This window comes from Dysgonomonas sp. GY75 (assembly GCF_015234155.1).
Classification (GTDB): Bacteria; Bacteroidota; Bacteroidia; order Bacteroidales; family Dysgonomonadaceae; genus Dysgonomonas; species Dysgonomonas gadei.
Genome location: NZ_JADCLQ010000058.1, coordinates 1 through 24,118 on the forward strand (window position 1 = coordinate 1; position 24,118 = coordinate 24,118).

13 protein-coding genes and 1 pseudogene are annotated in these 24,118 nt (G+C 35.5%); 4 read left to right on the plus strand and 10 right to left on the minus strand.

Going from position 1 to position 24,118, the window contains the following annotated elements; translation table 11 throughout:
* Positions 1 to 180: pseudogene (locus IR083_RS24510) on the minus strand (DDE transposase family protein); the annotation flags it as partial.
* Between the two features lie 562 nt (positions 181 to 742).
* Here IR083_RS24510 and IR083_RS22050 point away from each other — a divergent pair.
* From IR083_RS22050 to IR083_RS22060, 3 genes are all read left to right on the plus strand, one after another.
* The gene (locus IR083_RS22050; protein ID WP_194225947.1) at positions 743 to 5,893 is read left to right on the plus strand and encodes a DEAD/DEAH box helicase; all 5,151 of its coding nucleotides are present in this window, start codon (positions 743 to 745) and stop codon (positions 5,891 to 5,893) included.
* Positions 5,894 to 5,994: 101 nt separating this feature from the next.
* A complete protein-coding gene (locus IR083_RS22055) occupies positions 5,995 to 8,778 on the plus strand; it encodes a helicase-related protein (RefSeq protein WP_242052514.1) in 2,784 nt (927 codons plus the stop codon).
* A gap of 3 nt (positions 8,779 to 8,781) precedes the next feature.
* The gene (locus IR083_RS22060; protein WP_194225949.1) at positions 8,782 to 12,597 is read left to right on the plus strand and encodes an Eco57I restriction-modification methylase domain-containing protein; all 3,816 of its coding nucleotides are present in this window, start codon (positions 8,782 to 8,784) and stop codon (positions 12,595 to 12,597) included.
* Here the strand turns inward: IR083_RS22060 and IR083_RS22065 are convergent.
* Positions 12,594 to 13,709 carry a type IIL restriction-modification enzyme MmeI gene (locus tag IR083_RS22065; RefSeq protein WP_194225950.1) on the minus strand — a complete coding sequence of 372 codons (1,116 nt, stop codon included), beginning with the start codon at positions 13,707 to 13,709 and terminating at the stop codon, positions 12,594 to 12,596. The two genes, IR083_RS22060 and IR083_RS22065, sit on opposite strands and share 4 nt — an antisense overlap.
* A 112-nt stretch (positions 13,710 to 13,821) precedes the next feature.
* Here IR083_RS22065 and IR083_RS22070 point away from each other — a divergent pair, with 112 nt between their 5' ends.
* On the plus strand, positions 13,822 to 14,886 hold the full coding sequence (locus IR083_RS22070; RefSeq protein ID WP_194225951.1) for a site-specific integrase: 1,065 nt from the start codon (positions 13,822 to 13,824) through the stop codon (positions 14,884 to 14,886).
* A gap of 376 nt (positions 14,887 to 15,262) precedes the next feature.
* Here the strand turns inward: IR083_RS22070 and IR083_RS22075 are convergent, their stop codons facing one another.
* The 8 genes from IR083_RS22075 to galK all read right to left on the minus strand — a co-directional run bounded on the left by IR083_RS22075 (position 15,263) and on the right by galK (position 24,106).
* Positions 15,263 to 15,562: a helix-turn-helix domain-containing protein gene (locus tag IR083_RS22075; RefSeq protein WP_194225952.1), complete on the minus strand. Its 300-nt coding sequence runs from the start codon at positions 15,560 to 15,562 to the stop codon at positions 15,263 to 15,265.
* A gap of 490 nt (positions 15,563 to 16,052) precedes the next feature.
* Positions 16,053 to 16,898: an RteC domain-containing protein gene (locus tag IR083_RS22080; protein WP_194225953.1), complete on the minus strand. Its 846-nt coding sequence runs from the start codon at positions 16,896 to 16,898 to the stop codon at positions 16,053 to 16,055.
* A gap of 713 nt (positions 16,899 to 17,611) precedes the next feature.
* Positions 17,612 to 18,517 carry a sugar phosphate nucleotidyltransferase gene (locus tag IR083_RS22085; RefSeq protein ID WP_194225954.1) on the minus strand — a complete coding sequence of 302 codons (906 nt, stop codon included), beginning with the start codon at positions 18,515 to 18,517 and terminating at the stop codon, positions 17,612 to 17,614.
* A gap of 22 nt (positions 18,518 to 18,539) precedes the next feature.
* Complete coding sequence (locus tag IR083_RS22090) at positions 18,540 to 19,592, minus strand: glycoside hydrolase family 43 protein (protein ID WP_194225955.1); 1,053 nt, start codon at positions 19,590 to 19,592, stop codon at positions 18,540 to 18,542.
* A gap of 5 nt (positions 19,593 to 19,597) precedes the next feature.
* Positions 19,598 to 21,883 carry a beta-galactosidase gene (locus IR083_RS22095; protein ID WP_410492897.1) on the minus strand — a complete coding sequence of 762 codons (2,286 nt, stop codon included), beginning with the start codon at positions 21,881 to 21,883 and terminating at the stop codon, positions 19,598 to 19,600.
* A 62-nt stretch (positions 21,884 to 21,945) separates the two neighbouring features.
* On the minus strand, positions 21,946 to 22,326 hold the full coding sequence (locus tag IR083_RS22100) for a two-component system response regulator (protein ID WP_194225956.1): 381 nt from the start codon (positions 22,324 to 22,326) through the stop codon (positions 21,946 to 21,948).
* 33 nt (positions 22,327 to 22,359) lie between these two features.
* Positions 22,360 to 22,569 (minus strand): hypothetical protein, encoded by a 210-nt coding sequence (locus tag IR083_RS22105; RefSeq protein WP_194225957.1) that lies wholly within the window; start codon positions 22,567 to 22,569, stop codon positions 22,360 to 22,362.
* 391 nt (positions 22,570 to 22,960) lie between these two features.
* Positions 22,961 to 24,106, minus strand: coding sequence for a galactokinase (galK, locus tag IR083_RS22110; RefSeq protein WP_194225958.1), 1,146 nt, complete (start codon positions 24,104 to 24,106; stop codon positions 22,961 to 22,963).
* Between the last annotated feature and the right edge of the window lie 12 nt (positions 24,107 to 24,118).

Genomic DNA, 24,118 nt, shown 5'->3' on the forward strand with positions numbered 1-24,118 from the left:
TTGACTGCTCTTTCTCCCATAAGAAACTCGTATGCGAGGCTGACCTTTTAATGTAAAATGAGAATGATATTCTTCCCAATGATACTTAAAGGTTGGCAAAAATGCTTCAAACTCCGATAAACTAAAACCGGTTAATGATAATAATTGTTTCGGATTTTTTAGAATCTTGTCGTATTTCATTTGTGATTAATCAATCGCAAAGATATGTAAAAGAACGATTTAATAAACTATTAAATATAAACTCTATTATCTTAAATTAAATATGGTTTTTAACATAATTATAAAGATGAGAATACACAAAAGGTCTGACATCATTTTTCATAAATTGTTCAAAGCCCACCTTATATCTGGTTGGTGAAGATTCTATTAAGTACTCGATAATATTTGTTGTCGTTTTTGCAATTTCTCGAATGAAAGTGTATTGCATCTGGCGGTGCTATGTTTCTTTAGCATAAAAATATAACATTTATCCTTTTTTGAATTATTATATTTAATCACAACTGATTCCTTGAATAGTGCTCTATTAAGAGGAGAATATTTTAATATCCTTAAAATAACGACTTTTATTATTGCACTAACCCCAGTTATAATGACATCAATTACTGTCATTTTTGTATTGTATAAATGAAAAGGTTTATGTAAGTTTGTTACAGTTACGGTGTCAACTATAGTTTTTCTGTAGGCACATAATGACCCTCAGTTCGATATATCTTCATCATATCTATGATAAACGTTAATATAAATGGATGCTTTTAAAACTCAAGAAAAAGTAATATCTGATTACAAATCATATTTACAGTCTTTTATTAACATTAAAGATAAAAGAATATCTGATTATGTGAATGATAAAACATTAATCAAAAATATTTTACCAGAGCCACTAATCCAGTTCAATCCTTCATTTGAAAAAGGTAAATCGTTTAATGATCTGGTTCAGGAAAATACAATACATCCCAGTTTACCCAAAGCTCTAGGTTCTTACAGGTTGTATAAACATCAAGTTGAAGCAATTGAAATAGGAGTTCAAGATAAAGGTTTTGTAGTTACTTCAGGAACAGGATCGGGCAAGTCTCTTACATTTTTGGCTACGATTTTTAATGATCTTTTTAAAAGAGGGGTAGAGAAAGAAAAGGGTGTAAAAGCTATATTAGTTTACCCGATGAATGCGCTAATAAATTCCCAATATGAGGAAATTAAAAAGTATGCAGATTTTTATGGTGATGGTTTTCCCATTACATTTGGGCAATACACAGGACAAGAGTCAGGTGATGACAGAGAGCAGATAAAGGATACTGAACCAGATATTCTTTTAACGAATTATATGATGTTAGAATTGATTATGACCCGCCAGTCAGAAAAATGGTTAAGAGAATCAATGACTAAACATCTCAAATATATTGTTTATGATGAACTTCACACTTATAGAGGCAGGCAAGGTGCCGATGTAAGTTTACTGAATCGAAGAATTCAAACACTTGCAATTAATGATTTGATTTTTATTGGAACTTCGGCTACGATGACTTCATATGGATCTCCAGAAGAGAAAAAAAGAAAAGTTGCAAATGTGGCGGCTCAAGTATTTGGTAAAGAATATTCGATCGATGAAATTGTTACAGAACATTTAGAACCTTGTACTGCTGCTAATCTCATTAATTCTTTTCAGTTGGCAAATGCTATCCGTAAGGGTATTGATAAGAACGGAACGGAACTTGATTTTGTAAATGCAGATCTAGCTAATTGGTTGGAGATAAATATTGCTCTGAAATTGAACAATACAATATTAGAAAGAGGTAAACCTTTAAGTATTGGTCAAATAGCAAAAAAGATACAGGAAGAAACATCTTTACCGAGAGACCAAATCCAAAGTGTTTTATCTGATCTCTTACAGTGGGCAGAGCGAATTAATGAAGATAATAGAAAGAGAGGAACTCACAAATCGTTTCTTCCTTTTCGTTTTCATCAATTCATATCTCAAACAGGTTCTATTTCTGTAACATTGGAACCAAGAAGCACAAGATATATAACCTCATCAGATGAACCTTTTGTGAAAATAGAAGGGAAAGATAGAAAGCTTTATCCCTTGCTTTTTTCTAGATATTCTGGTTTTGAATTTTTGTGTGTTGAATTGAATATTGAAGGGAATGAACTTTTACCCGTAATACCTAACAAAGAATTTCTTAACAAAAAAAGATCTGAGATTGATGAAAAAAAAACGAATATAAAAGATTTCAGATTCGGATATATAATACTAGATGAAGGAGAAGATTTCTGGAATACCAATTTTCAAGACATAGTCCCTTCTGAATGGTGGAATAAACAAGGTACAGCATTGCAGCCTTATTATCAAATGGTAATGCCACATGAAATATATTTTAATAGCGAAGGTCAATTTTCCTTTGATCCAAAATTTCCTATCAAGGGTTATTTCATCCCAGCCAAACTACGAATCGACCCCACAGCTCAAGTCATTTATGAGGATGGTAAAACAAGTGATTTTACCAAGCTTTCTCGACTTGGATCGGAAGGTAGAAGTACGGCAACATCTGTAATTTCATATGCAATAGTTAGTAGTCTTGCAGAGCAGGGGGAAAAATTAGAAGATCAAAAATTATTGAGCTTTACAGATAATAGACAGGATGCCTCTCTACAATCGGGGCATTTCAACGATTTCTATACAACCATTCGTCTACGATCTGCCCTTTACTCAGCATTCAAAGAAGACAAAAAAGCACTTGAAATATACGAAATATCAGAAGCTCTGTATCAAAGTTTAGGGTTGAAAGAAAAAGAGTACGCATATAACCCATCAGAAGATGAAGAATTTCCAGAAGAAAGAAATATTCAAGCTTTAAAGGACTATTTAAAATACAGAATATTCCAAGACTTAAAAAGAGGATGGCGGTATACATTACCCAACCTTGAACAAGTGGGGCTTTTGACAATAGATTATAAAAATCTGGACAAACTTTCAGGTATGGATGAACGTTTTGTTGATCTAGAACCTTTGAAAGATATGCCCAAAGAAGATCGAAAAAAATTCTTAAGAAACATCCTAGACTACTTTAGAACTAATTTTGCTCTAGAACATCAATTCTTCAGAAATATAGCTAATACCGAAGAATTGATGCGAGAACGGTTAAATCCAGACTCATTATGGTCATTAGATTATAATGAGAATATAGATAAACCTACAGAAATGGTAATATCAACACCATCTCGTAAGATAAAAGGTAGGTATGTTGCATCACTGGGGCTGCGTTCTAACCTAGGAAAATATATCAATCGCTGCATCATTGAAACAGGTTCCGACAAACTGAATAAAGATGAGTATCAAATTTTTATTGAACAACTACTTGCAATACTTGTCAGAACTAATTTTCTAACAATGGAACAGGATAAGCAAAATCCTGATTTAAAGTACTATAAATTAAGAGCAGATCAGCTACTATGGATAAAAGGAGATGGAACAAAATCAAAGCTGGATTCTACACGTTTCAATTTTCAAGCAGATTTGCCTGAATTGACTCCTAATCCATATTTTCAGAATTTGTATAAAACAGACTTTAGTAAATTAAAAAAAGAATTAGTCGCAAAAGAACATACAGGGCAAATTTCTGCCAGCCAGAGAATCGAGAGAGAAGAGCAATTCAGAAAAGGCGAAATATCTACCTTATATTGTTCCCCAACGATGGAATTAGGAATTGATATAGCCAATTTAAACATTGTACATATGCGAAATGTCCCCCCTAATGCAGCTAATTATGCTCAAAGAAGTGGACGGGCAGGAAGAGGGGGACAAACAGCTCTAGTCTTTACTTATTGTTCTACAATGTCTCCTCACGATGTCAACTATTTTAAAAATTCTGTAGAAATGGTGGCTGGTCTGGTACAACCTCCTCGGATAGATTTGATTAACGAAGAGCTTATCTTAACACATTTAAATGCTTTTCTTTTAATGGAACTTGAGATTGGTGAATTGAGAACCTCTGTGGCTGATGTTTTAGATTTATCTGATGAAAAGCAAATTTTTATACAAAAAAATATACTAGAAAGAATTGAGCATTTAATTTCAATTTCAAAAAATAAATTATTGTCAGACTTTCAGAAGATAGCACATACCCTATTGCCTGAACTTAATAAAACAAATTGGTTTACAGAACAATGGATCTCGGCCAGAATAGAAAAATTTCCAAGTCGGTTTTCTTCATCATTTACTCGTTGGATAAGGATGTTTCAAAATGCCTGTATACTCAGAAATAGAGCTCAGGCAATACTAGATAATCACACATACAAAGCTGATAGTGCAGAAAAAAAAGAAGCTGCTAAACAAGAAAAATTTGCGAGGAAACAAATAGCCTTGCTTAAAAATGAGGAACAACGAAATTCCAGTAATTCAGAATTTTATATATTTCGCTATCTAGCAGCCGAAGGTTTTTTACCAGGATATAATTTTACACGCCTTCCTGTTCGAGCAGTGTTAGGTAAAAGTTATCGAGATGATGTAGAAGTTCTTTCGCGCCCTCGAGCTTTAGCTTTATCTGAATTTGGACCTGGAAATACAGTTTATCATTCGGGAAGTAAATTTAGAATAAACCGCATGATGGTTCCTGATCTCGAAAATGCTGCCGAAAGAATCCTTATATCTAACAAAACAGGGTATGCTTATTTTAATGAAGAAATTAAGGTAGCCAACATTGATCCTATTAGTAAGAGTCAACTGAAAGGGGATGCGATAAAACTTTTTTCTAAGGTCATCGAATTTTCGGAATGTGAGGGTATTCCTCTACAAAAAATATCTTGTATCGAAGAAGAAAGAAGCCGTTCAGGCTACGAAGTATCATCCCATTTCAATTTTCCTCATGGAATTGAAAATGCTGAATCTGTAATATTGAAAAAAGGTGGAGAAAAATTGCTCCAACTGTATTTTAGTAAAACAGCTAACCTTGTCAAGATTAATAAAAAAGCAAGGAGATCGCAAAGTGACGGATTTAAGATTGACCAAAGAAATGGTGTGTGGTTGCAAGAACGTAAACTGAAAGATAACGAGGAATTGCAACAAAATATGGAGGAGATAATGCTTTACACTAAAGATACGGTTGATGTCTTGTATATACAACCTTTAGGTAATATTGGGACTACTCCCGATCAGGTAATATCATTAAGTTATGCACTTAAAAGAGGAATAGAAAGATTGTTTCTCGTAGAAGAAAGTGAAATAGCAGTAAGCGTAATGGGAGATCCTGAGAAACCTAATATTCTTATTCACGAGGCTTCAGAGGGTTCATTAGGAGTATTGTCACAATTGATTTCCGACCCAGTGAAAATGAAAGAATGGTTTAAAATCAGCTATGAAGTACTGCATTTCGATTCGCAAACGAGAGAAGAAACAGAAGAGGGGAAAACACTGCCTCATGCTACTTATCAGGATTTATTGAGTTACTATAACCAAATCTACCATCGACAACTTAATCGCCATATAATCAAAGAAGTTTTGGAACAATTGATGGATTGTGAGCCTCAAATGATACAAGGATCTGAAAATGATAGGGACGAACATTACCAATATTTACTGAGCGGATATGACAAGAATAGTAGCACAGAACTGAAATTAATAAAATACTTGTACGAAAATGGATATGCACTTCCAGATAAGGCACAAGTAAACTTAAACGGTTATTACATTAGTGCAGATTTTGTTTATCACAACTCTTTAGGTGGTACACTTTTATTTTGTGATGGATCTGTACATGATTTGGAACACGTGAAAAAGCGTGATGAGATGATTGATAATATATTAAAAAAGGGAATCTGTGATGTCATTCGCTGGCATTATTCAGAGCCATTAGAGCAATTGGTAGAGAGGCGAAAAGATATTTTTAGAAAAGTGCAATAATTTAGTCGAGAAAACTTACATAGGCAATTATTAAGTACAAGGAGATAATGAATAATAGATATACCCCAGGAAACTTGATACAATATCGAAATCGAGAATGGATGGTACTTCCATCTAATGAAGATCGGATTCTTTTAATAAAGCCACTTGGAGGCTCAGATGAAGAAATCACTGGTGTCTTCATGCCTTTGGCTATAGATACGGAGGTTATAGAAAAAGCAAGTTTTAAAGCACCTACTCCTCGTCAAATAGGTAATTTTGAAACGGCGAAATTGCTCTATAATGCTTCTCGCTTGTCTTTAAGAAATGCTGCTGGTCCATTTAGAAGTATGGGTAAACTTTCCTTTAGACCTAGAGCATATCAAGTTGTACCATTGGTTATGGCTCTTAAACAGGATATTACTAGATTATTGATTGCTGATGATGTCGGAATAGGAAAAACGATTGAAGCTTTACTGATTATTAAAGAACTAATTGAAAGAGGAGAAATTAAAAAGTTTGCAGTAATATGTCCTCCACATTTGTGTGAACAATGGCAACAAGAGCTAAAGGATAAATTAGATATTGATGCAGAAATAATTCGTTCTAGCACAGCTTCTCGTCTTGATAGAATGGTGCCAGATGACCGTTCTGTATTTTATCATATCCCTTATCAAGTCATTTCAGTCGATTATATTAAAACAGATAAACGTAGAGGTATTTTCTTAAACGATTGTCCTGAATTAGTCATTGTGGATGAAGTGCATACTTGTACACTTCCTAAAGGGGCATCTTCCAAAAATCAACAACAGCGTTATAACCTGATTCATGATGTTGCTGTTGATAAGACAAGGCATGTGATACTACTTACAGCAACGCCTCATAGTGGAAAAGATGAAGAGTTCCTATCTCTTTTGGGTTTATTGGATACGAAATTTCAACAATTGAATTTTGAGAAATTAGATCAATCTGACAGAAAACAACTTGCAAAGTATTTTATTCAACGTAAGCGTGAAAATATTCGTAGATGGTTAAATGAAGACACTTTATTTCCTACGAGAGATTCAAAAGAGGTTGGTTTTACATTATCTGAAGATACTAAGCTTTTTTACAATGAGTTAGTTGCATTTGCACGAGGAATTTCAGATGTGGATACCGATAATGAAAATACTCGCCTTTTGCGCTCGTGGGCAGCAATTGCTCTAATAAAAGGAGTAATGTCAAGTCCCGCTATGGCTAAAGAGATGTTGGAAAAGCGTCAGGTAAAACTAACTGTAGAAGATACTGTGGCTGAAATAAGTGCTGAAGCTGTAGAAAATACATTGTTTGAAGAAAATGATTTTGGAGTTGATTTTTCCAGATCCGATTTATTAAATTCGGTAGACTACAAAACGACAGAATTAGACAAACTCAGTAGGCTGATAGAGAGAGCAGAGTTCCTAAATCAATATGTGGAAACAGATTTCAAGATAAAACATACTATTGATTTAATCAAAAAATGGCTAAAAGAAGGTTTTCAACCAATAATATTCTGTCACTATATTGCTACAGCTAAATATGTAGAAGAAAAGCTAAGAGATGTTTTACCCAAAAATGTCTTGATACAAGCAATTACTTCAGAAATGGCTGATGAACAGCGTAAGGAGGAAGTCGAAAGAATAAGTGAACATGAAAAAAGAGTTCTTGTAGCTACTGATTGTTTGAGTGAGGGCATTAATTTACAAGACTACTTCAATGCTGTGTTACACTATGATCTTCCTTGGAACCCTAACAGAATTGAGCAGAGAGAAGGACGAGTTGACCGTTTTGGACAAACATCAAGTCAGATCAAAACATACATGCTATATGGAGAAAATAATCCAATGGATAAATTTATTTTGGAGGTATTGATACGCAAAGTAAGAGAAATTCAAAAAAGTATTGGAGTTACGATCTCAATAGGCGAAAGTAATGCATCTTTGATTGCAGAACTTACTCAAAAGATATTAAAAACTGAAACAGAAGCAGAACAATTAACACTATTTGCTGAAGACAAAGTCAGAATAGATAATGAATTGGAATTAGCTCGTAAGAAGGGGGAGAATCTTCGTTCTATTTTTGCTCAGGAATCAGTCGATGCTGAAACTATAAAGAAGGATCTGCTAGAGGTTGATCAAGCTATTGGAAACCCTAAAACTGTCGAAGATTTTGTTATATACGCATTACAATCATTAGGAGCATCAGTCAATGCTGATATTGAAGGATATAAAGTGCAAACAGCAAATCTCCCTAAACATATACAGGCTGCTTTGCTAACGAAAACAGATCTACAGAAAGGTAAGATTGATGCAAAAATTGCATTCACATCTCCTACGCCCAGAGGTTATCAATATATTGGACGAAACCACCGTTTTGTGGAACAACTTTGCCATTATATTGTGAGTAACGCATTTGAAGAAAAAGGTAATGATTATGGCTTGGCACGAACTAGTGTTATACAAACAAATAGTGTGGAAAGTAAAACTACTTTAGTGATGTTCAGAGTTCGAAATGTGGTGAAGGAAGTGCGTTCTAAAAATGAGTCTGTAGCAGAAGAAATGTATCTGTGGGGGTATACGGAGCATGCAAATGATATGCAAACTATAGAGTTTGAGCAGGCTCACAAGTTATTGGATGAGGCTATTCCACTTAGTAATATGCCTTTAGAACATCAGGAACAACTCTTAGAACAAGAATTAAATTCTTTTGAAACTAAAAAAGACACATTTATAGAATTAGCTACGCAACGTGCAGATAAATTGGTTGAGGCACATAGCCGATTCAAGGTGTTAATAGGAGGACGGAGTTATGAGAAATCAACACCAGTACTTCCTCCGGATATTTTAGGTGTTTATATTTTATTGCCAAAACCTAAAATTCTTTTCTAAATTATGAAACTAACCACAATAAACATACAAGGGAATATTTTTACTAGCGAAATTCTGGAAAAGATTCGCCAAGATGATATAAGTTTCCAAAAACCACAAGATTTTGGGTTAAGACCAAATGAGCAAGTTCGTGACGAAATAAGTAATGCATGGAGTCTTCTCAATACTCATTGGCAAATATTTAAACAAAAGAGAAATAGTTTTTCTGAAGCTGAAAAAGGAATAAGCGAAACTCGAAAATACTGGATTATTCCTCTTCTCAACCTTTTGGGCTATCAGGTAACACCCTCCAATGCCGAAATTGTAAATGGAAAATCTTATGCAATTTCACATAGAGCTTCAAATAAAGACGATTTTCCAATTCATATTGGAGGCAGCGAGCAGTCTATGGATAAAAAGGCTGAGGGCGGACCAAGATTGTCTCCTCATTCTTTAGTGCAAGAATACATTAATTCGACTGAGCATATTTATGGCTATGTTACCAATGGAACTCACTTTAGGATACTGCGTGATGCTACACGACTTTCAAGGTTAAGCTATCTAGAGTTTAATTTAGAGCAAATGATGGAAGAAGGGCATTATGCGGAATTTGCTATTTTTTATCGTTTACTACATGCCTCTCGAATCAAAGATGAAAAAGAAGAAATGAAAGACTCTATTTTAGAGTATTATCATAATGAAGCTTTAGCATCAGGATCTCGTATTCGTGAGCGATTGAGTATTGCTGTAGAATATTCTATTTGTACATTGGCTAATGGCTTACTTGCTCAACATGAGAATGTTATACTGAGAGAATTCTTTGCAAAAAGAGCATTATCAGCAAAAGATTATTATCTACATATACTAAGGTCTGTGTATCGCATTCTGTTTTTATTGGTAATTGAAGAACGAAATCTCATTTATAAAGAGGAAAAGGTGCTAACAGAAGAAGAGAAAAAATTAAAAAACATATATTATCAGTATTATAGTATACAGAGATTGACTTTATTGGTCAATAAGGCTGTCTATATTGACCCAAAGAAAACAGATTTGTGGCAATCATTGATGACTACTTTTAGGCTTTTTGAAGACTCTCACTATGGTAAACATTTAGGTATAGATTCTTTAGCTTCGGGCATTTTTAAACCTACAGCTATTGGTAGTATCGAAACTACTACATTGAATAATAAAGTTGTACTAGAAGTATTTAAATCATTAGTCACATTTGAAAATGATAATAAGCAATCTATTCGAGTCAACTATGCTGACTTAGACGTCGAAGAGTTTGGGTCAGTATACGAAGGGTTACTTGAGTTTGAACCTGTAGTTGAAAATGACGAATTTAGATTCAAGCAGGGTGTCGATCGATCTACATCAGGTTCACATTATACCCCTGAAGAATTGGTAAAACCATTAATAGGTTATTCTTTAGATTATATTATCGCAGACAAACTGAAAGAGGTCAATGCTGAAAGTGCTTTGTTAAGTATTACTGTTTGTGATGTAGCTTGTGGAAGTGGACATATTTTACTTTCAGCTGCCCGACGAATAGGTTTTGCATTGGCTAGATTACGAAGTAATGAAGATCAACCAACTCCATCAACCCTACGAGTAGCTATCCGCGATGTCATAAAGAATTGCATTTATGGTGTCGATTTGAACCCTCTAGCTGTGGAATTGTGTAAGGTCGCATTATGGTTAGAGGCACATGATCCGGGAGAACCTTTAAACTTCTTAGATCATCACATAAAAAATGGTAACGCTATAGTTGGTTTGGCGCATTACGAAGAACTCCAAAGCGGAATTGCAAGTGAGGCATTCAAAGTTATAGCTGGCGATGATAAGTCAATAGCGTCTGCATTCAAAAAGCAAAATGATTCGGAAAGAAAGGCACAGATGAGAGATCTGTTCGACTTGGCTCCTGTCAATACAGACTTTGCGGATATACAAAAATTGATGGATAAGTTTCATCAGATGCCAGAGAACACTTCGGAACAGATTGAAAAAAAAGCTCAGAAGTATAATGATTTAATTCATGATAACAAATGGGCTAGGTTGAAGCAGTTGGCTAATTTACAGGTTGCACAATTCTTCATACCCAAAACAACGAAGAATAAAGAGAATCTAACGACGCATAGCAAATACAAAACTTATCTAGACTTTGGAACAAAGATTGAGAATAATGTTAGTGAGATAATTTCTAATGACAAAAAATTCTTTCATTGGTTTTTAGAGTTTCCCGAGATTTTTCAACAAGGAGGTTTTGATTGTATTTTAGGTAATCCACCATTTTTAGGGGGGCAAAAATTGAGTGGTAATTATGGAGCCAATTTTCTCGAATATCTGAAATATACATACAAACCAATAGGTGCAGTAGATTTGGTTACTTATTTTTTTAGACGCATTTTTGATATAATTAAGACTAATGGCTTCCAATCCTTGATATCTACAAATACTATTGCTCAAGGTTCAGCACGTGAAGGAGGCTTAGATGTTATTTGTTCTGGAAATGGAGTGATTAACCATGCCGTTCGTTCTATGAGGTGGCCTGGACAAGCCGCAGTAGAGGTTTCATTGGTTACCATCTATAAGGGTGAATGGACAAAAGACTTTATTCTGGATAATAAATCAGTAGAACAAATAACTTCGTACTTGGATGATTCCGAAGTTTTAGGAAAACCTATGCCTTTAGCATCAAATAAGGGAAAGAGTTTTCAGGGGAGTATTGTGCTCGGAAAAGGATTTGTTTTATCTCCAGAGGAAGCTGAGAAACTGATCAAAAAAGATCCACGTAATAAGGAGGTGCTTTTCCCATACCTAAATGGCGATGACTTAAACAACGATCCGGAACAAAAGCCCTCTCGATGGGTTATTAACTTTTTTGATTGGGATGAGGAAAAGGCAAAGACTTATCCCGATTGCTACGAGATAGTAGAGAGATTGGTGAAGCCTGAGAGGCAACGCTGGAAAATAGATAATGATGGTAACGAAATTATTAGTACATATGCTTTAAGAAAACCATTACCACAAAAGTGGTGGATATATGGAGAAAAAAGACCTGCGTTATATAATACGATATCTGAGTTAGACCAGGTAATAGTTATTCCATTAGTTAGTAAATATTCTTCATTTGAGTTTTCGGATACAGACACTGTTTTTATGCATAAATTAGGGGTTATCGTTTTAAACGATTTTCACAGCTATACAATTCTTTCTAGTTCAATACATAACTTATGGTGTTGGAAAAACTCATCAACTTTGGGCTCAGGGACTTTAAATTATTCAACTACAGATTGCTTCGAAAACTATCCTTTTCCTACAAGTATTACAATTTATTTAGAAAACATAGGACGTAAATATTACTATCAAAGGAAGTCTTTAATGAGTAAAACCGGATTAGGCCTGACTAAAATCTATAATCTATTTCATTCAAAAGGAATTCAGAGCTCTATAGACTCGAATGATAATCAAGTTAAATATCTGAAAAAATATTTAGAGAAAACCCCATCTACAAATAGCTATGAGGATATAATAGATGGTATTAGAGAGCTACGTAAATTACATATCCAGATGGATCAATCTGTAGTAGATCTATATGGATGGAATGATTTAGAGTTGCAGCATGACTTCTATGAATTAGAATATTTACCCGAAAATGACCGTGTGAGATTCTCGATAGATCCAGCCTCTAGGAAAGAGGTTTTGAAAAGATTATTATTATTAAATTTAAACCAGTATAATGAAGAAATGAAATATAATACTGCCAATAATCATATTAGCAAAAAAAAAGGACAATCTAACTTTGATATATTTGGCAATACGTTATTATTTGAAGACTAAAATAACTTCGGGGAATTATCTTCTGTTCTTTTCTGTTGTACTTTTTTAGGTTTAGTATTTATTTCCCCAGTGACCTCATTCTCATAAAGTTGATGATTAAGCAATAGTAATCGTTTTAGTACCTCCTTGCGAGTATCTGGATGGATAGTAAAACGAATGTTATCATTTTCGGGTAAATATTCTAATTCATAGAAGTCATGCTGCAACTCTAAATCAGACCATCCATAAATATTTATAACCTCGTAGTCTAATTTTACATGTAAATCTCGTAGTTGGTTTAAATAATTAATTGCTTGCTTTATATCTATTCCTTTTTTATTTTGTTTTAAATGCCCATGAAACCAAAGAATATCTTTATCATGATTGATTTGATCGTCATTTAAGTTCTTAGCTAATAGATATAAATTTTTATTGTGAATTAAATTATTCATCTTAGTGAGACCAATATTTAAGTTTTTTAAGATAAAATCGCGAAGAACAAAATATTGATTACCAATATGTTCAATAATATCCAAATTCTTTGGAAATGGAAAGGTTTCAAAAACATTACCAGGTGTATAATTCAAATCAGATTTCATGGTTGTACAATATTTCCAAGCCCAAATATTATGTATTGTTGATTGTAATATGCAAAAAAAGGAATAAGAGTTATCACTAAAAACGACTAAAGCATCTGCGAAGACTATTTTTTGAGGAACAAAATACATAGCTAAGGTTTTACTGATTCGAGCCACAACCATTACCTGGTCTAACTCAGATATCGTATTATAAAGTTCTTTTCTTGGTCTTAAGAATTGCCACCATTTTTCTTTCCCTCCCTTATCCTTTTGAATAAGCCTTTCAGGTTTCACCAGTCTCTCTACTATCTCATAGCAATCGGGATAAGTCTTTGCCTTTTCCTCATCCCAATCAAAAAAGTTAATAACCCATCGAGAGGGCTTTTGTTCCGGATCGTTGTTTAAGTCATCGCCATTTAGGTATGGGAAAAGCACCTCCTTATTACGTGGATCTTTTTTGATCAGTTTCTCAGCTTCCTCTGGAGATAAAACAAATCCTTTTCCGAGCACAATACTCCCCTGAAAACTCTTTCCCTTATTTGATGCTAAAGGCATAGGTTTTCCTAAAACTACAACTTTAGTGAATAATTACTGGTTTTTATTGCTTTAAATCTGTCACTTTGTAGATAATAAACAAATTCACTTCACTAATACTTCAGTTATTATTATGAGTATACAAATAAGCTACCGTTTTGTTGTTAAGAACGAAAAAAATAAGGATGGATTATACCCAATTTATTTAAGAGCATTTTTAAAGGGTCGAAAAATAGAGACCGCTACAACTGTAGCGATTCCTTTGCGGGACTGGTCATTGAGAAATCAAAGGGTAAAGATCCTAAATAAAAACTATGAGAAATATAACATGATATTAGATGCAATAGACAAAAAATCAGTTAAACTACTGGTAAATAATTTCTTAAACGAAGAATATCCTTTAACATTAGTACAGTTTAAAGAGCGCTTGATTGCATCAAATCATACTTCAAATGAGGAAAGCTTTACAGATTATATTTTAGAGTATTTGGACGAAAATAAGGTAAAGTTCAAAGCTGAAACGTGGTTTGGATATAAGTCTCAGATTAGCAAAATCCTTAAATTTAAAAAAAGAATCTGCTTTTCGGATATTACTGAAAAATTTATAAATGAATATAGACAATATATGCTTTATACCCTAGGTAATAATGAAAATACAGCTGGTAAAAGTCTGCGTGTGCTGAGGACTTTTGTCAATATTTCCATTCGCTTTGGATATATAAAGTCAAATCCTTTTCAATATATTTCAATAAAGAAAGTTGATGGGAAAAGGGATTTTCTATCAATTGATGAGCTTAACAAGCTTACAGATTATTACTTAAAAAATAATCTTCTGAAACCAATAGATAAGGATATTCTTGGTTATTTTTTATTTGCATGCTACACAGGGCTTAGATATTCTGATCTAAAAACGTTTTCAAAGGACAGTATCGTTAACGATTCCATACACCTTCGAATGCATAAAACAGGGTATTTAGTAAATATTCCACTCAGTACGAAGGCAAAGATGTTTATCCCAGACAGCCCTTCTAATAGCAATCGTGTTTTCAGAATATATTGTAATAAGGTAACAAATAAAGTGTTGAAAAAAACAGGAGTACAACTGGGATTAAATAAGAATCTTACTTGCCATTGCGGTAGACACAGTAATTATTCTTTTCAGCTGAAAACGAATGAGTTGCAAGTGTCTATTTTTTGACAGGTAACGATTTAGAAACCAGCGAACCTCTACATTTTACCCCATTTTGCACAAATACAAAGAACGCTTTTCGATTACAGACTACAAAAGTAATCGAATATTATTTATCTAAGAAAATTATTAGAACTTTTCTGTTCATTATCCATCAATATAGAGGATTCTTTTTCCCGGCACAAAAAATAAGATTCGAATAGGTCATGCAAGTTTTCTCTTAAAAGATATTTGTAAATATTTTTTAAGAGAACCGCAGGCTTGAACTTGTATTGACCGTGAATGAGAATCTTTACCTTGTGCGGGGAAAAGTATCCTAAAAATAAAAACCCATAGTATAATAAACTACGGGTTGATTTGTCTTTTTGCTCTTAAAAAATGTTTTTCAAGAAGCTCCTCCGGTTTGTGTTTTCCCCTTCTTTTGCATGAATTGCTCCACCTCCGAGGCTTTATAATATACCCTTCCATTATCATATGTATAAAAAGGAAGCAATTTCTTCTGACGGTACCTTGCGATAGTTCTTTTAGTAACTCCAAGGAGTTTGCATAAATCATGATTGTCAAGAAGCGTGTCTCCCTCAAAACAGTCTTTGAGCTTATTCATTTGGTCAAGCGTTTTGTCTATCTTGTCAAAACGGCTTAGTATGATCCGCATCCATTCTTCAAAACTTTTCTTATCATCCATAATAGCCTCTAAAGATTATTATGCAAAGGTCGGCAGGAAAAAGAAAAGGATTTCATTAGTTATACCCTGGTAGGGTATGATTTTTAGAAAAAACAAACTATATTCATTACAATCAACATAATATAGAGGATATTGTTATATAAGAAAGCTAAAATTACAAAAGGAAAAATCAGGAAAATACTCACAAAAAGGAAATATCCGGATCAGGTATAACTAAGGTGTTTTCATAAATAGAACGAACAAAAAGAAAGCGTGGAATTTACACTGTTTCATCGTAAGCGGTACTGGCATACCTTTTTTGCGAAACATGTAATTCCACGCCATACTTACGTATAGCATGAACATTACTGTCGTCCCGCAAAATTTTGAAAATTGCCAGTTTTCTACGATGAGACGTTCAGCGAACGTTATGTTATATACTCATAAAGTATTAAAAAACACTTCTGATGGTTCCTATTTTACATCTGCAAAGATAATAGATTCAACGGGATTATTTGTTATCGTCTTCATCCATTCTTCGCCTTAATGCATCAATCATACGATTCAGATATTCAGTACGGTCGATTTTTCTCTTGCGTATATCCCCATATATCTGGAAGATGTTGCTCATATCCACATTAAATAAGTCTCCCAACTCTTTAGCCAAGACTTTTATGTTTACATTACCAAAACAAACGCTTCTTAAAGAATCAATTCCGTAAATAATTTCCCCCAAAGCTGTTTTCTTTTCTGTCCATTTCAAGTCGGGATGAAAATCCGTATAGGATCCAATCTCCATACCCTCTTGCTGCAACTTTGCGAGCTTTACATTCAGATAGGATAAAAGCCTTTCGTTTGTCAGGATTTGGGTCATCTTTAAACCATAACAGGTAGAGAAACAACAATCCCTTTCAAAATAAGAACTGTCAAGCTGCAATTGAATGCAGGGTTTTCTCCGAAGAAAATAAATCTGGTCTAAATATGTACTTCCTGAACGATAGTATTGGTAAAATTCCGAATTCATATCGAAAAAGAATTTAATTTGATTCTGAATCCGTTCCAGATACTCTTTGCGGCTTCCGATACTGCCGGCCGGCATTCTTATTTCAATATTATAAACCTCGTTATAATATATTAACTGGCTGAACAGTTGAGGCTTCATTTCTTTAAAGAAAAAAATCTCTTCATCTTCATCCTTAAAAGAATAATTGCTTACAAAAGATTTTAACTCTTCAAAGGCGCTTTCTAATCGAGGAACAATCAGCTTTGACTTATGCAGCACGCTACATTCCATCTTTTCTACTTCCTGAATATTCTGAAAGACTTTGTCCTTCAGAGATGAAATATAATTTTCCATGAATTCATTTTTTATTAAATTAATACTAAACGACAAAAACATGGCAAATACACGCCAACCATCACTGCCTGTCAGATACTCTTTCCCGGATTGCAAAGACAATTAGCCGGATGTTCGGAGAGTTTAACAGCTAAACGAACAAACTCACAAATGAAATTGCAACACAAGAGTATCTGAAAATACCGGGTTATTTATTTTGCAAAGAATTTGCAGGCGTCCGACCTTATCATCTGCTCGCATAGCGTCCTATGTAAATCTGATAATATCATTCCTTTTTCCAGTCTTTGTTTTTATTATAACTTTAAATAATAAACAATTGATCTTCTTATATTTAAATTTACAATTATTACACTTTTCTGTTTTTCTGAATAAAACTTCTATTATTCCGGTATTTTCGATTTTTGGGCACTCTTAGGGGAAAACAAGTTTTATGTATTCAAAAATTACAATTTCTTTGTAATGATGATACCCCCTTAATTATAAGAAATCCGGTTTTGTTGTCTCAACAAAACCGGTCATGTTTTTTAGATAGTAGTAGATTAAAGGTATATCCCTCTGATTTTATTCCTCATCATTTAGGAAACGATAAAACCATTACAAAAAGATAAATATTTTTGTAATAATTTATTATCGTTTAGAATATTAAGAGCCTTAAGGAAAATTTTCGCTAAAATTTAAACAGGCTCAAATAAATACTTGTTTTTATTAAGCATTTATCCAAAAAGCTTATCCGGATATACCCTTTCCTCGATTAACTCCTGTATTCGTCTCACTACATCAGGTTTATCGGTAGCATAAGTAACCCCGAACCATTTAGATGGCGTAGGAATCAGTTTTACTGATATTCTCTTTTGTTCAACAAGAGTATTCACCAAGGTAGGGATCAGAAATTCGGCTTTCAGGTTATCTTTATTCCTTTCTAAAAAGTCAATGAAAGCAAACTCCGACAAATCAAAATAATCCGGTGTAAATCCCCACATATTCATTGAAACGGGAGTCGAAGACGATAGATTGACCTTTTGTCCGTTTTCGCCAGTAAAACAAGGAACGCCATCTACGCTCTCAATGTTGGTTCTTTCCACAATTTCTGTCAGGTAGCTGTCCTTGTCAATTTCGCAAATGCCTCTGGCTACAGAACCTCCTTCAGACAATGTATATCCCAATAAATAGCCAATCATGCAATAGGAGTACTTCTTATCTGCCATATTCTTCAACTGTCCAGCTAGCAATTCAAAGCTTTGACGACCATAAAAATCATCGGCATTAATAATGGCAAAAGGTTCTTTTATAACTTCTTTGCCCATGAGCAAGGCATGGTTTGTTCCCCAAGGTTTTTCCCTGTCCGGATTTAGAGTAAAGCCATCGGGTAGATAGTCCAGTTCCTGATAGACAAGTTTTACCTGTATCTTATTTTCATATTTAGATACTATTTTTTCTTTAAATTCTTTTTCAAATGAATGGCGGATAACAAATACAATTTTTCCAAATCCGGCTTGTATGGCATCATATACGGAGTAATCCATAATTGTTTCACCATCAGGGCCTACTCCGTCCAGTTGTTTTAATCCTCCATAACGGCTGCCCATCCCGGCAGCCAATACAAATAATGTTGGTTTCATTTTAATATACGTTCTTGCATTATTAGTTTTTAAATACTTCTTCCACATTCCACTTGTCTCTCCATTCAATATCAATGGAATCCCCATTAAATTTAACTGGCAACCAGATATATCTTGAATTGATAAGGTCTGTCTTATTCCATTTATCGAACATAGCGATATAAGCATCTTCTTTTCCTTCCACTTTCAGGACATGCGTACTTTGTCCATAGAAGGTAATATCCGCATCTTTACCCGAGCAGGGATTGCCCAGCATCTTCCATTCGCCCAGCATAGAATCGGCGGCGGCATATTCTGCCTGATTGGGATCCCATGCCGTACAGCCTGACGAAAGGATGTAGTATTTACCATTACGCTTGAATACAGCCGGAGCTTCACGCGACTGATCGATAAAGTTACGGGTGAATTTACCTGTCGGTTTTAAATAATCTTCGGTTAGTTCGCTTATATACAAGGTTCTGTTTTCTTCGGAAGAATAAACGTGATAGGCTTTACCATCATCGTCTTTAAACAAAGTCATATCCCGGCTCATGGCATCGTTCGGACGTATAGACCCCAGGTATTCGAATTTGCCGTTCGGAGAGTCGCTTACGGCTACGCCTGCTGTGGCCTTTGCATAGTCGTGGCTATCCACATGAAGCCACATCACAAACTTTTTGGTCTTGTCATTATAAATCACCTTCGGACGTTCCAATACATTGGAGTAATGCAGGTCTGATTTTTCATTCACTGTATCAGACGGCAAAACAATACCTTCAAACTTCCAGTCAACAAGGTTTTGAGATGAATAACAGGAAACGCCTCCGGCTTCGGTACGGTAACACTCCCAACCTGGCACTCTGGGATTCCAGTATGTGGAATCCCCTTTATATTCTCCGTACCAATAATATGTACCGTCATGGTAGAGGATGCCCCCACCATGAGCATTAATCATATTTCCGCTGGTATCTAACCATTTTTCGCCTGACATAATCATTTTAGGTATTGTACCGGCCTCTTGTTGGCTTTTCTTTTGCCGATTGCAACCATAGATTAATATACAGCAAAGAATAGACAGATGTATTATATGTTTCATATATGCTATTTCAATTTAAACGGTGTCATTTTAATATATACATTAAAGTCTTTAATCATACCCGGCTTATTCGCTTCAGCACGAGGCAGGTATGAGAATCCTGTAATTTTCTTATCTTCGCCCAGGTCGATTATAATCTGATGGGGATGTTTAGAGTCTGTCTTAGAATAATTCGTATGCCAGAAAGTCGATTCCTGGAGATCGAATACATTAGAGGCTACATTATTGGCATCGTCCAGTTCTTCGCTGTCGGCATAGACTACTTTCCAATGTTGGCGTGATACGGGTTTACCATCTTCACCCGACAGTTCAAGTTCTGCTATGGCTGCATAACCATCTCCTCCATGCGAGCTTAGGGCTTCCAGGCAGAAAAAGCGGGTATCAACCGTTTTGCCGAACTGAATATGCTGCCAGCCATGATCCGGCTTGAATGCACCAGTATAAACAGGTGTTTCTCCTGTCAGGTTAAGATTCTCCCCCAGCTTGCGATGCGCATATGCGCCATTACCCCTTAATATGTCGAGTACCGGTTTTCTTAGTCCTTCCGTTTCCGGTCTGGAAGGGGATGCCATATCAAGGATAATAATTTCATTCTCTCCCTCCTTAAGCCAGCAGCCCGGCATATACAATGTCTGTTGAGGCCCAATCTCCCAATAACGACCAATTGAATAACCGTTAACCCAAACCATACCTTTGCTCCAGTTCATCATATTTATGAACGTGTCGCCTAATTTATTGAGCATAAAAGTGCCTCTGTAATATGCCGGTTGCTTAGCTGTATTTTCTCCTTTTTTATATTCTTTATATCGTTTGCCTTTTGTAAATTCATAATCAACCGGAATATTGTATACCTGCCAATTTTTAAGTTCTCTTGTCGTATTTTTATTTTGTATTTCTACCTTCTCTGTAATACCTTTCCAGTCATAGATTCCCTTTCCGAAGTTCATACGTCCCATAGCCTCCACCAGGATATCAAGTTGTGCTCCTTCTTTTACAGGAGGTAACTTTACAGAGCCTTCGCCTTTCAGGCGGCTAAGGGTTGCGATCTTTTCCCCGTCAAGAAACACCTGGGTCCAGTCGTGGGCTTCGGTAATTATCAATGTTTGCTCTTCCCTGGACATTTCCAGTTTAGTCCTGTACAATATGCTTCCCCATCCCTGATCGAAAAACTCCATCGGTTTGACTGTTTCACTTTCTTTGGCATCAGGCAGATTATCAAACAATGGAGCTATTTCGGTCAGTTCAAAAGCCGGAATTGCTATTGTCGGTATAGAATCCGGTATTTCAGGCAGTGTAGCGCCTTCCGGCAAATAATTCTTCAGCAGGTTGCGTACTTCGTAATATTTCGGAGTGATATTGCCCGATTCTCCTATCGGCGCATCATAGTCGTATGAAGTGCAGGTAGGGGAGAAATTAGGGAAGTTGGCGCCTCCCCAATGTCCGAAACTCGTACCTCCGTGAGTCATATACAGGCTGAAAGAAATATTACGGTCGAGCATTTCTTTCATGCCGCTAACCAAAGCTTCTGCGCTGCGGGTTTCGTGTTTGGCTCCCCAATGGTCGAACCATCCTGACCAGAATTCGCTGCACATAAGAGGCGTGTTAGGACGTAGTTCCTGCAAACGGCGGAACTGGCCGTCTATATTTGCTCCTGTACCAAAGTTGATTGTCCAGACAAGGTCATCCAAAACATTATTCTCAAAGTTGGAGTTCCAGTCGCATTGAAAAAGCGGAATATCAGTAAATCCTGCTCCCTTTACAATATCGCGGATTTCAGCAATATAAGGTTTATCAGTGCCGAAAGCTCCGTATTCATTCTCCACCTGTACCATAATAATATTTCCGCCTTTAGTTATCTGTAAATCTGCAAGTTGCTTTCCAACTTCGTTCATAAAGAGCCTGGTACGTTCCATAAAGTACGGATCTTGCTCACGCAGCTTTATCTCTTTCTTCTTTAGCAACCACCAAGGCAATCCGCCCATCTCCCATTCGGCACAAACATAGGGCCCGGGACGGACAATAACGTACATATCATGCTTTTGTGCCAGCTTACAAAAAGCTGCAATATCTTTCTGACCGGAGAAATCGTATTTACCTTCTTCGGGTTCGTGGTAATTCCAGAACACATACAGACAAATGGTATTCATACCTAATGCCTTAGCTGTCTGAATACGGTGTTCCCAATATTCTTTTGGGATACGTGGATAGTGCAACTCAGCGGCTTTGACGGCAAAGGCTTTTCCATTTAATAAAAAGGTTTTGTCTCCTACCTCAAAGGTTCCTTTTGTCATACAGCTACTAAAAATAATTTGAAAAATACAAATTAATAGTATGAGACGTTTTATATATTTTATCATAATTCCTTATTTTTTATTGCAAAATTATTGATTACTGATCTGATAACGCTTGTATCAAAAGGTTTAGGCATGCAGCTATCTGCTCCTGATTTATAATAAATGGTGCGTTCATAAGCGTTATAATTAAATAATAAAACTATTATGTAAATATTTTTAGTTTTTTCATCGTGTTTTAAAAGTTCACAAAATTCTAATACATTTATGTCGGGAAGAATTTCATCACATATAACAACGTCTATTTTGTTATTTCTTATTATATCCAGCCCTTCTTTTCCGTTTATTGCAGCCAGGATATAATAATCATTTGACAAGATTTTTCCCATCAAGCAAAGTAATTCTTCATTACTATTTATAAGAAATAATGTCGGCTCCTTCATTGATTTTTATGTAAACTATTGATTGTAAGCACTTTATTTATCGAATATATCCAAAGTCCATTCATCAAGCCATTTCAATATTGGTAAATTACCACTAAATTGTATAGGTAACCAAACATAACGCCCGTCAATCGGATTATTGGGAGTCCATCTGTCTGTCATAAATATATATGCATCATTTTTATCATAAACAGAAAGTATATAATGTGCTTTGTGAATGATAAGTAATATCTGCACCTTCACCCACACACGGATTAGGATACAATTCCCATTTTCCCATTATGTCGTCAGCAACAAGTAGTCTAGCTGCATTATCCCCCTTTTACAGATACTATTAGACAAAGAAATAGAATTAGTTTCAAATGCATTCTGCCGATTTATTTAATTTATAATATGTTTATAAAAAGTAAAACAAATAATTTTCTAGTCATATCAATAATTTTCACATAGTATAGTTACATAACTGACAAGAAGAATGAGAGTAAGCTCTTCCAATAGAATAAGAACAGATATTATACCCAATATCTTTTTTCCCTTAAGGAATGAAATAATAATACCCGCAAAAGGATATACTACAGCCATTAGTATAACAATACAAAATATGATTAGATTATTCATTTTCAGAAAACTTGAATCATAGCCGTCTCGCCCCGTTTTTGATCACAACATCGTAAACTTTAGGTTTGATCTTGAATTTCTGTTCGTAGCTTTCAATTGCACGTTTGACGAAACCGTCATAAAGTTCGTTCTTTACGAGATTGATCGTGCAACCACCGAAACCTCCGCCCATTACACGTGATCCGGCAACACCGCATTCACGGGCAATATCGTTAAGGAAATCGAGCTCTTCGCAACTTACGGCATACTTTTGGCTAAGTCCGATATGGGTTTCATACATTTTCTTGCCAACGATTTCGTAGTCTCCCTTTTTGAGAGCTTTGCAAGCATCAAGCAGGCGTTGAATTTCTTCGATAACGAATTCGGATCGGATATAGTCTTCTGCGCTTACTTCGTTAGCTACTTCCCGAAGCATATCAAGATTAGCATCGCGAAGCAGTTCTACCTCAGAATGGTGTTTGCGGATGGCCGCCGTTACGTTTTCACACGATTTACGACGTTTGTTATATGCTCCTTCCGCCAGATTGTGAGATACACAAGAGTTAATCAATACCAGACGATAACCCTCCGGGTTGAACGGCACATACTGATACTCCAATGAACGGCAATCAAGTCTAATCAATGAACCTTCTTTGCCAAAGCAAGAAGCGAATTGATCCATTATACCACACATTACGCCAACGTAATTATGTTCGGTGGCTTGTCCAATCAATGCTAATTCAAAACGGTCAAAGCCTAAGTCGTAGGTATCGTTAATTGCAAAACCGAAACAACTTTCCAGTGCTGCGGAAGAGGACATGCCTGCGCCCAGGGGTACATCGCCTGCAAATACGCAGTCGAAGCCGGGAACGTTTTTCCCTTTTTTTATCATCTCGCGGCAAACGCCGTAGATATATTTTGCCCATTGTTTCGAAGGAAGGTCATTCTCGTACAGGCCGAATTCAGCAGATTCTTCAAGGTCCAGTGCGTAGGCTCTTACTTTGTCTGTGTCATTCGGCTTGATTTTACAGTACATAGCTTTGTCTATTGCTCCGGGTAATACGAATCCGCCATTGTAGTCGGTATGTTCTCCGATAAGGTTAATACGACCGGGCGAAGTGTACATTGTCCCCTCTGTCCCGAAAAGTGATTTAAATTTGTCTTGGATTAGATTTAGTTCCATATATATTCTTTA

Coding starts and splice junctions, on each gene's coding strand:
- IR083_RS22050 (WP_194225947.1), top strand. CDS start 743: ATGGATGCTTTTAAAACTCAAGAAAAAGTAATATCTGATTACAAATCA.
- IR083_RS22055 (WP_242052514.1), top strand. CDS start 5,995: ATGGTACTTCCATCTAATGAAGATCGGATTCTTTTAATAAAGCCACTT.
- IR083_RS22060 (WP_194225949.1), top strand. CDS start 8,782: ATGAAACTAACCACAATAAACATACAAGGGAATATTTTTACTAGCGAA.
- IR083_RS22065 (WP_194225950.1), bottom strand. CDS start 13,709: ATGCCTTTAGCATCAAATAAGGGAAAGAGTTTTCAGGGGAGTATTGTG.
- IR083_RS22070 (WP_194225951.1), top strand. CDS start 13,822: ATGAGTATACAAATAAGCTACCGTTTTGTTGTTAAGAACGAAAAAAAT.
- IR083_RS22075 (WP_194225952.1), bottom strand. CDS start 15,562: ATGGATGATAAGAAAAGTTTTGAAGAATGGATGCGGATCATACTAAGC.
- IR083_RS22080 (WP_194225953.1), bottom strand. CDS start 16,898: ATGGAAAATTATATTTCATCTCTGAAGGACAAAGTCTTTCAGAATATT.
- IR083_RS22085 (WP_194225954.1), bottom strand. CDS start 18,517: ATGAAACCAACATTATTTGTATTGGCTGCCGGGATGGGCAGCCGTTAT.
- IR083_RS22090 (WP_194225955.1), bottom strand. CDS start 19,592: ATGAAACATATAATACATCTGTCTATTCTTTGCTGTATATTAATCTAT.
- IR083_RS22095 (WP_410492897.1), bottom strand. CDS start 21,883: ATGACAAAAGGAACCTTTGAGGTAGGAGACAAAACCTTTTTATTAAAT.
- IR083_RS22100 (WP_194225956.1), bottom strand. CDS start 22,326: ATGAAGGAGCCGACATTATTTCTTATAAATAGTAATGAAGAATTACTT.
- galK (WP_194225958.1), bottom strand. CDS start 24,106: ATGGAACTAAATCTAATCCAAGACAAATTTAAATCACTTTTCGGGACA.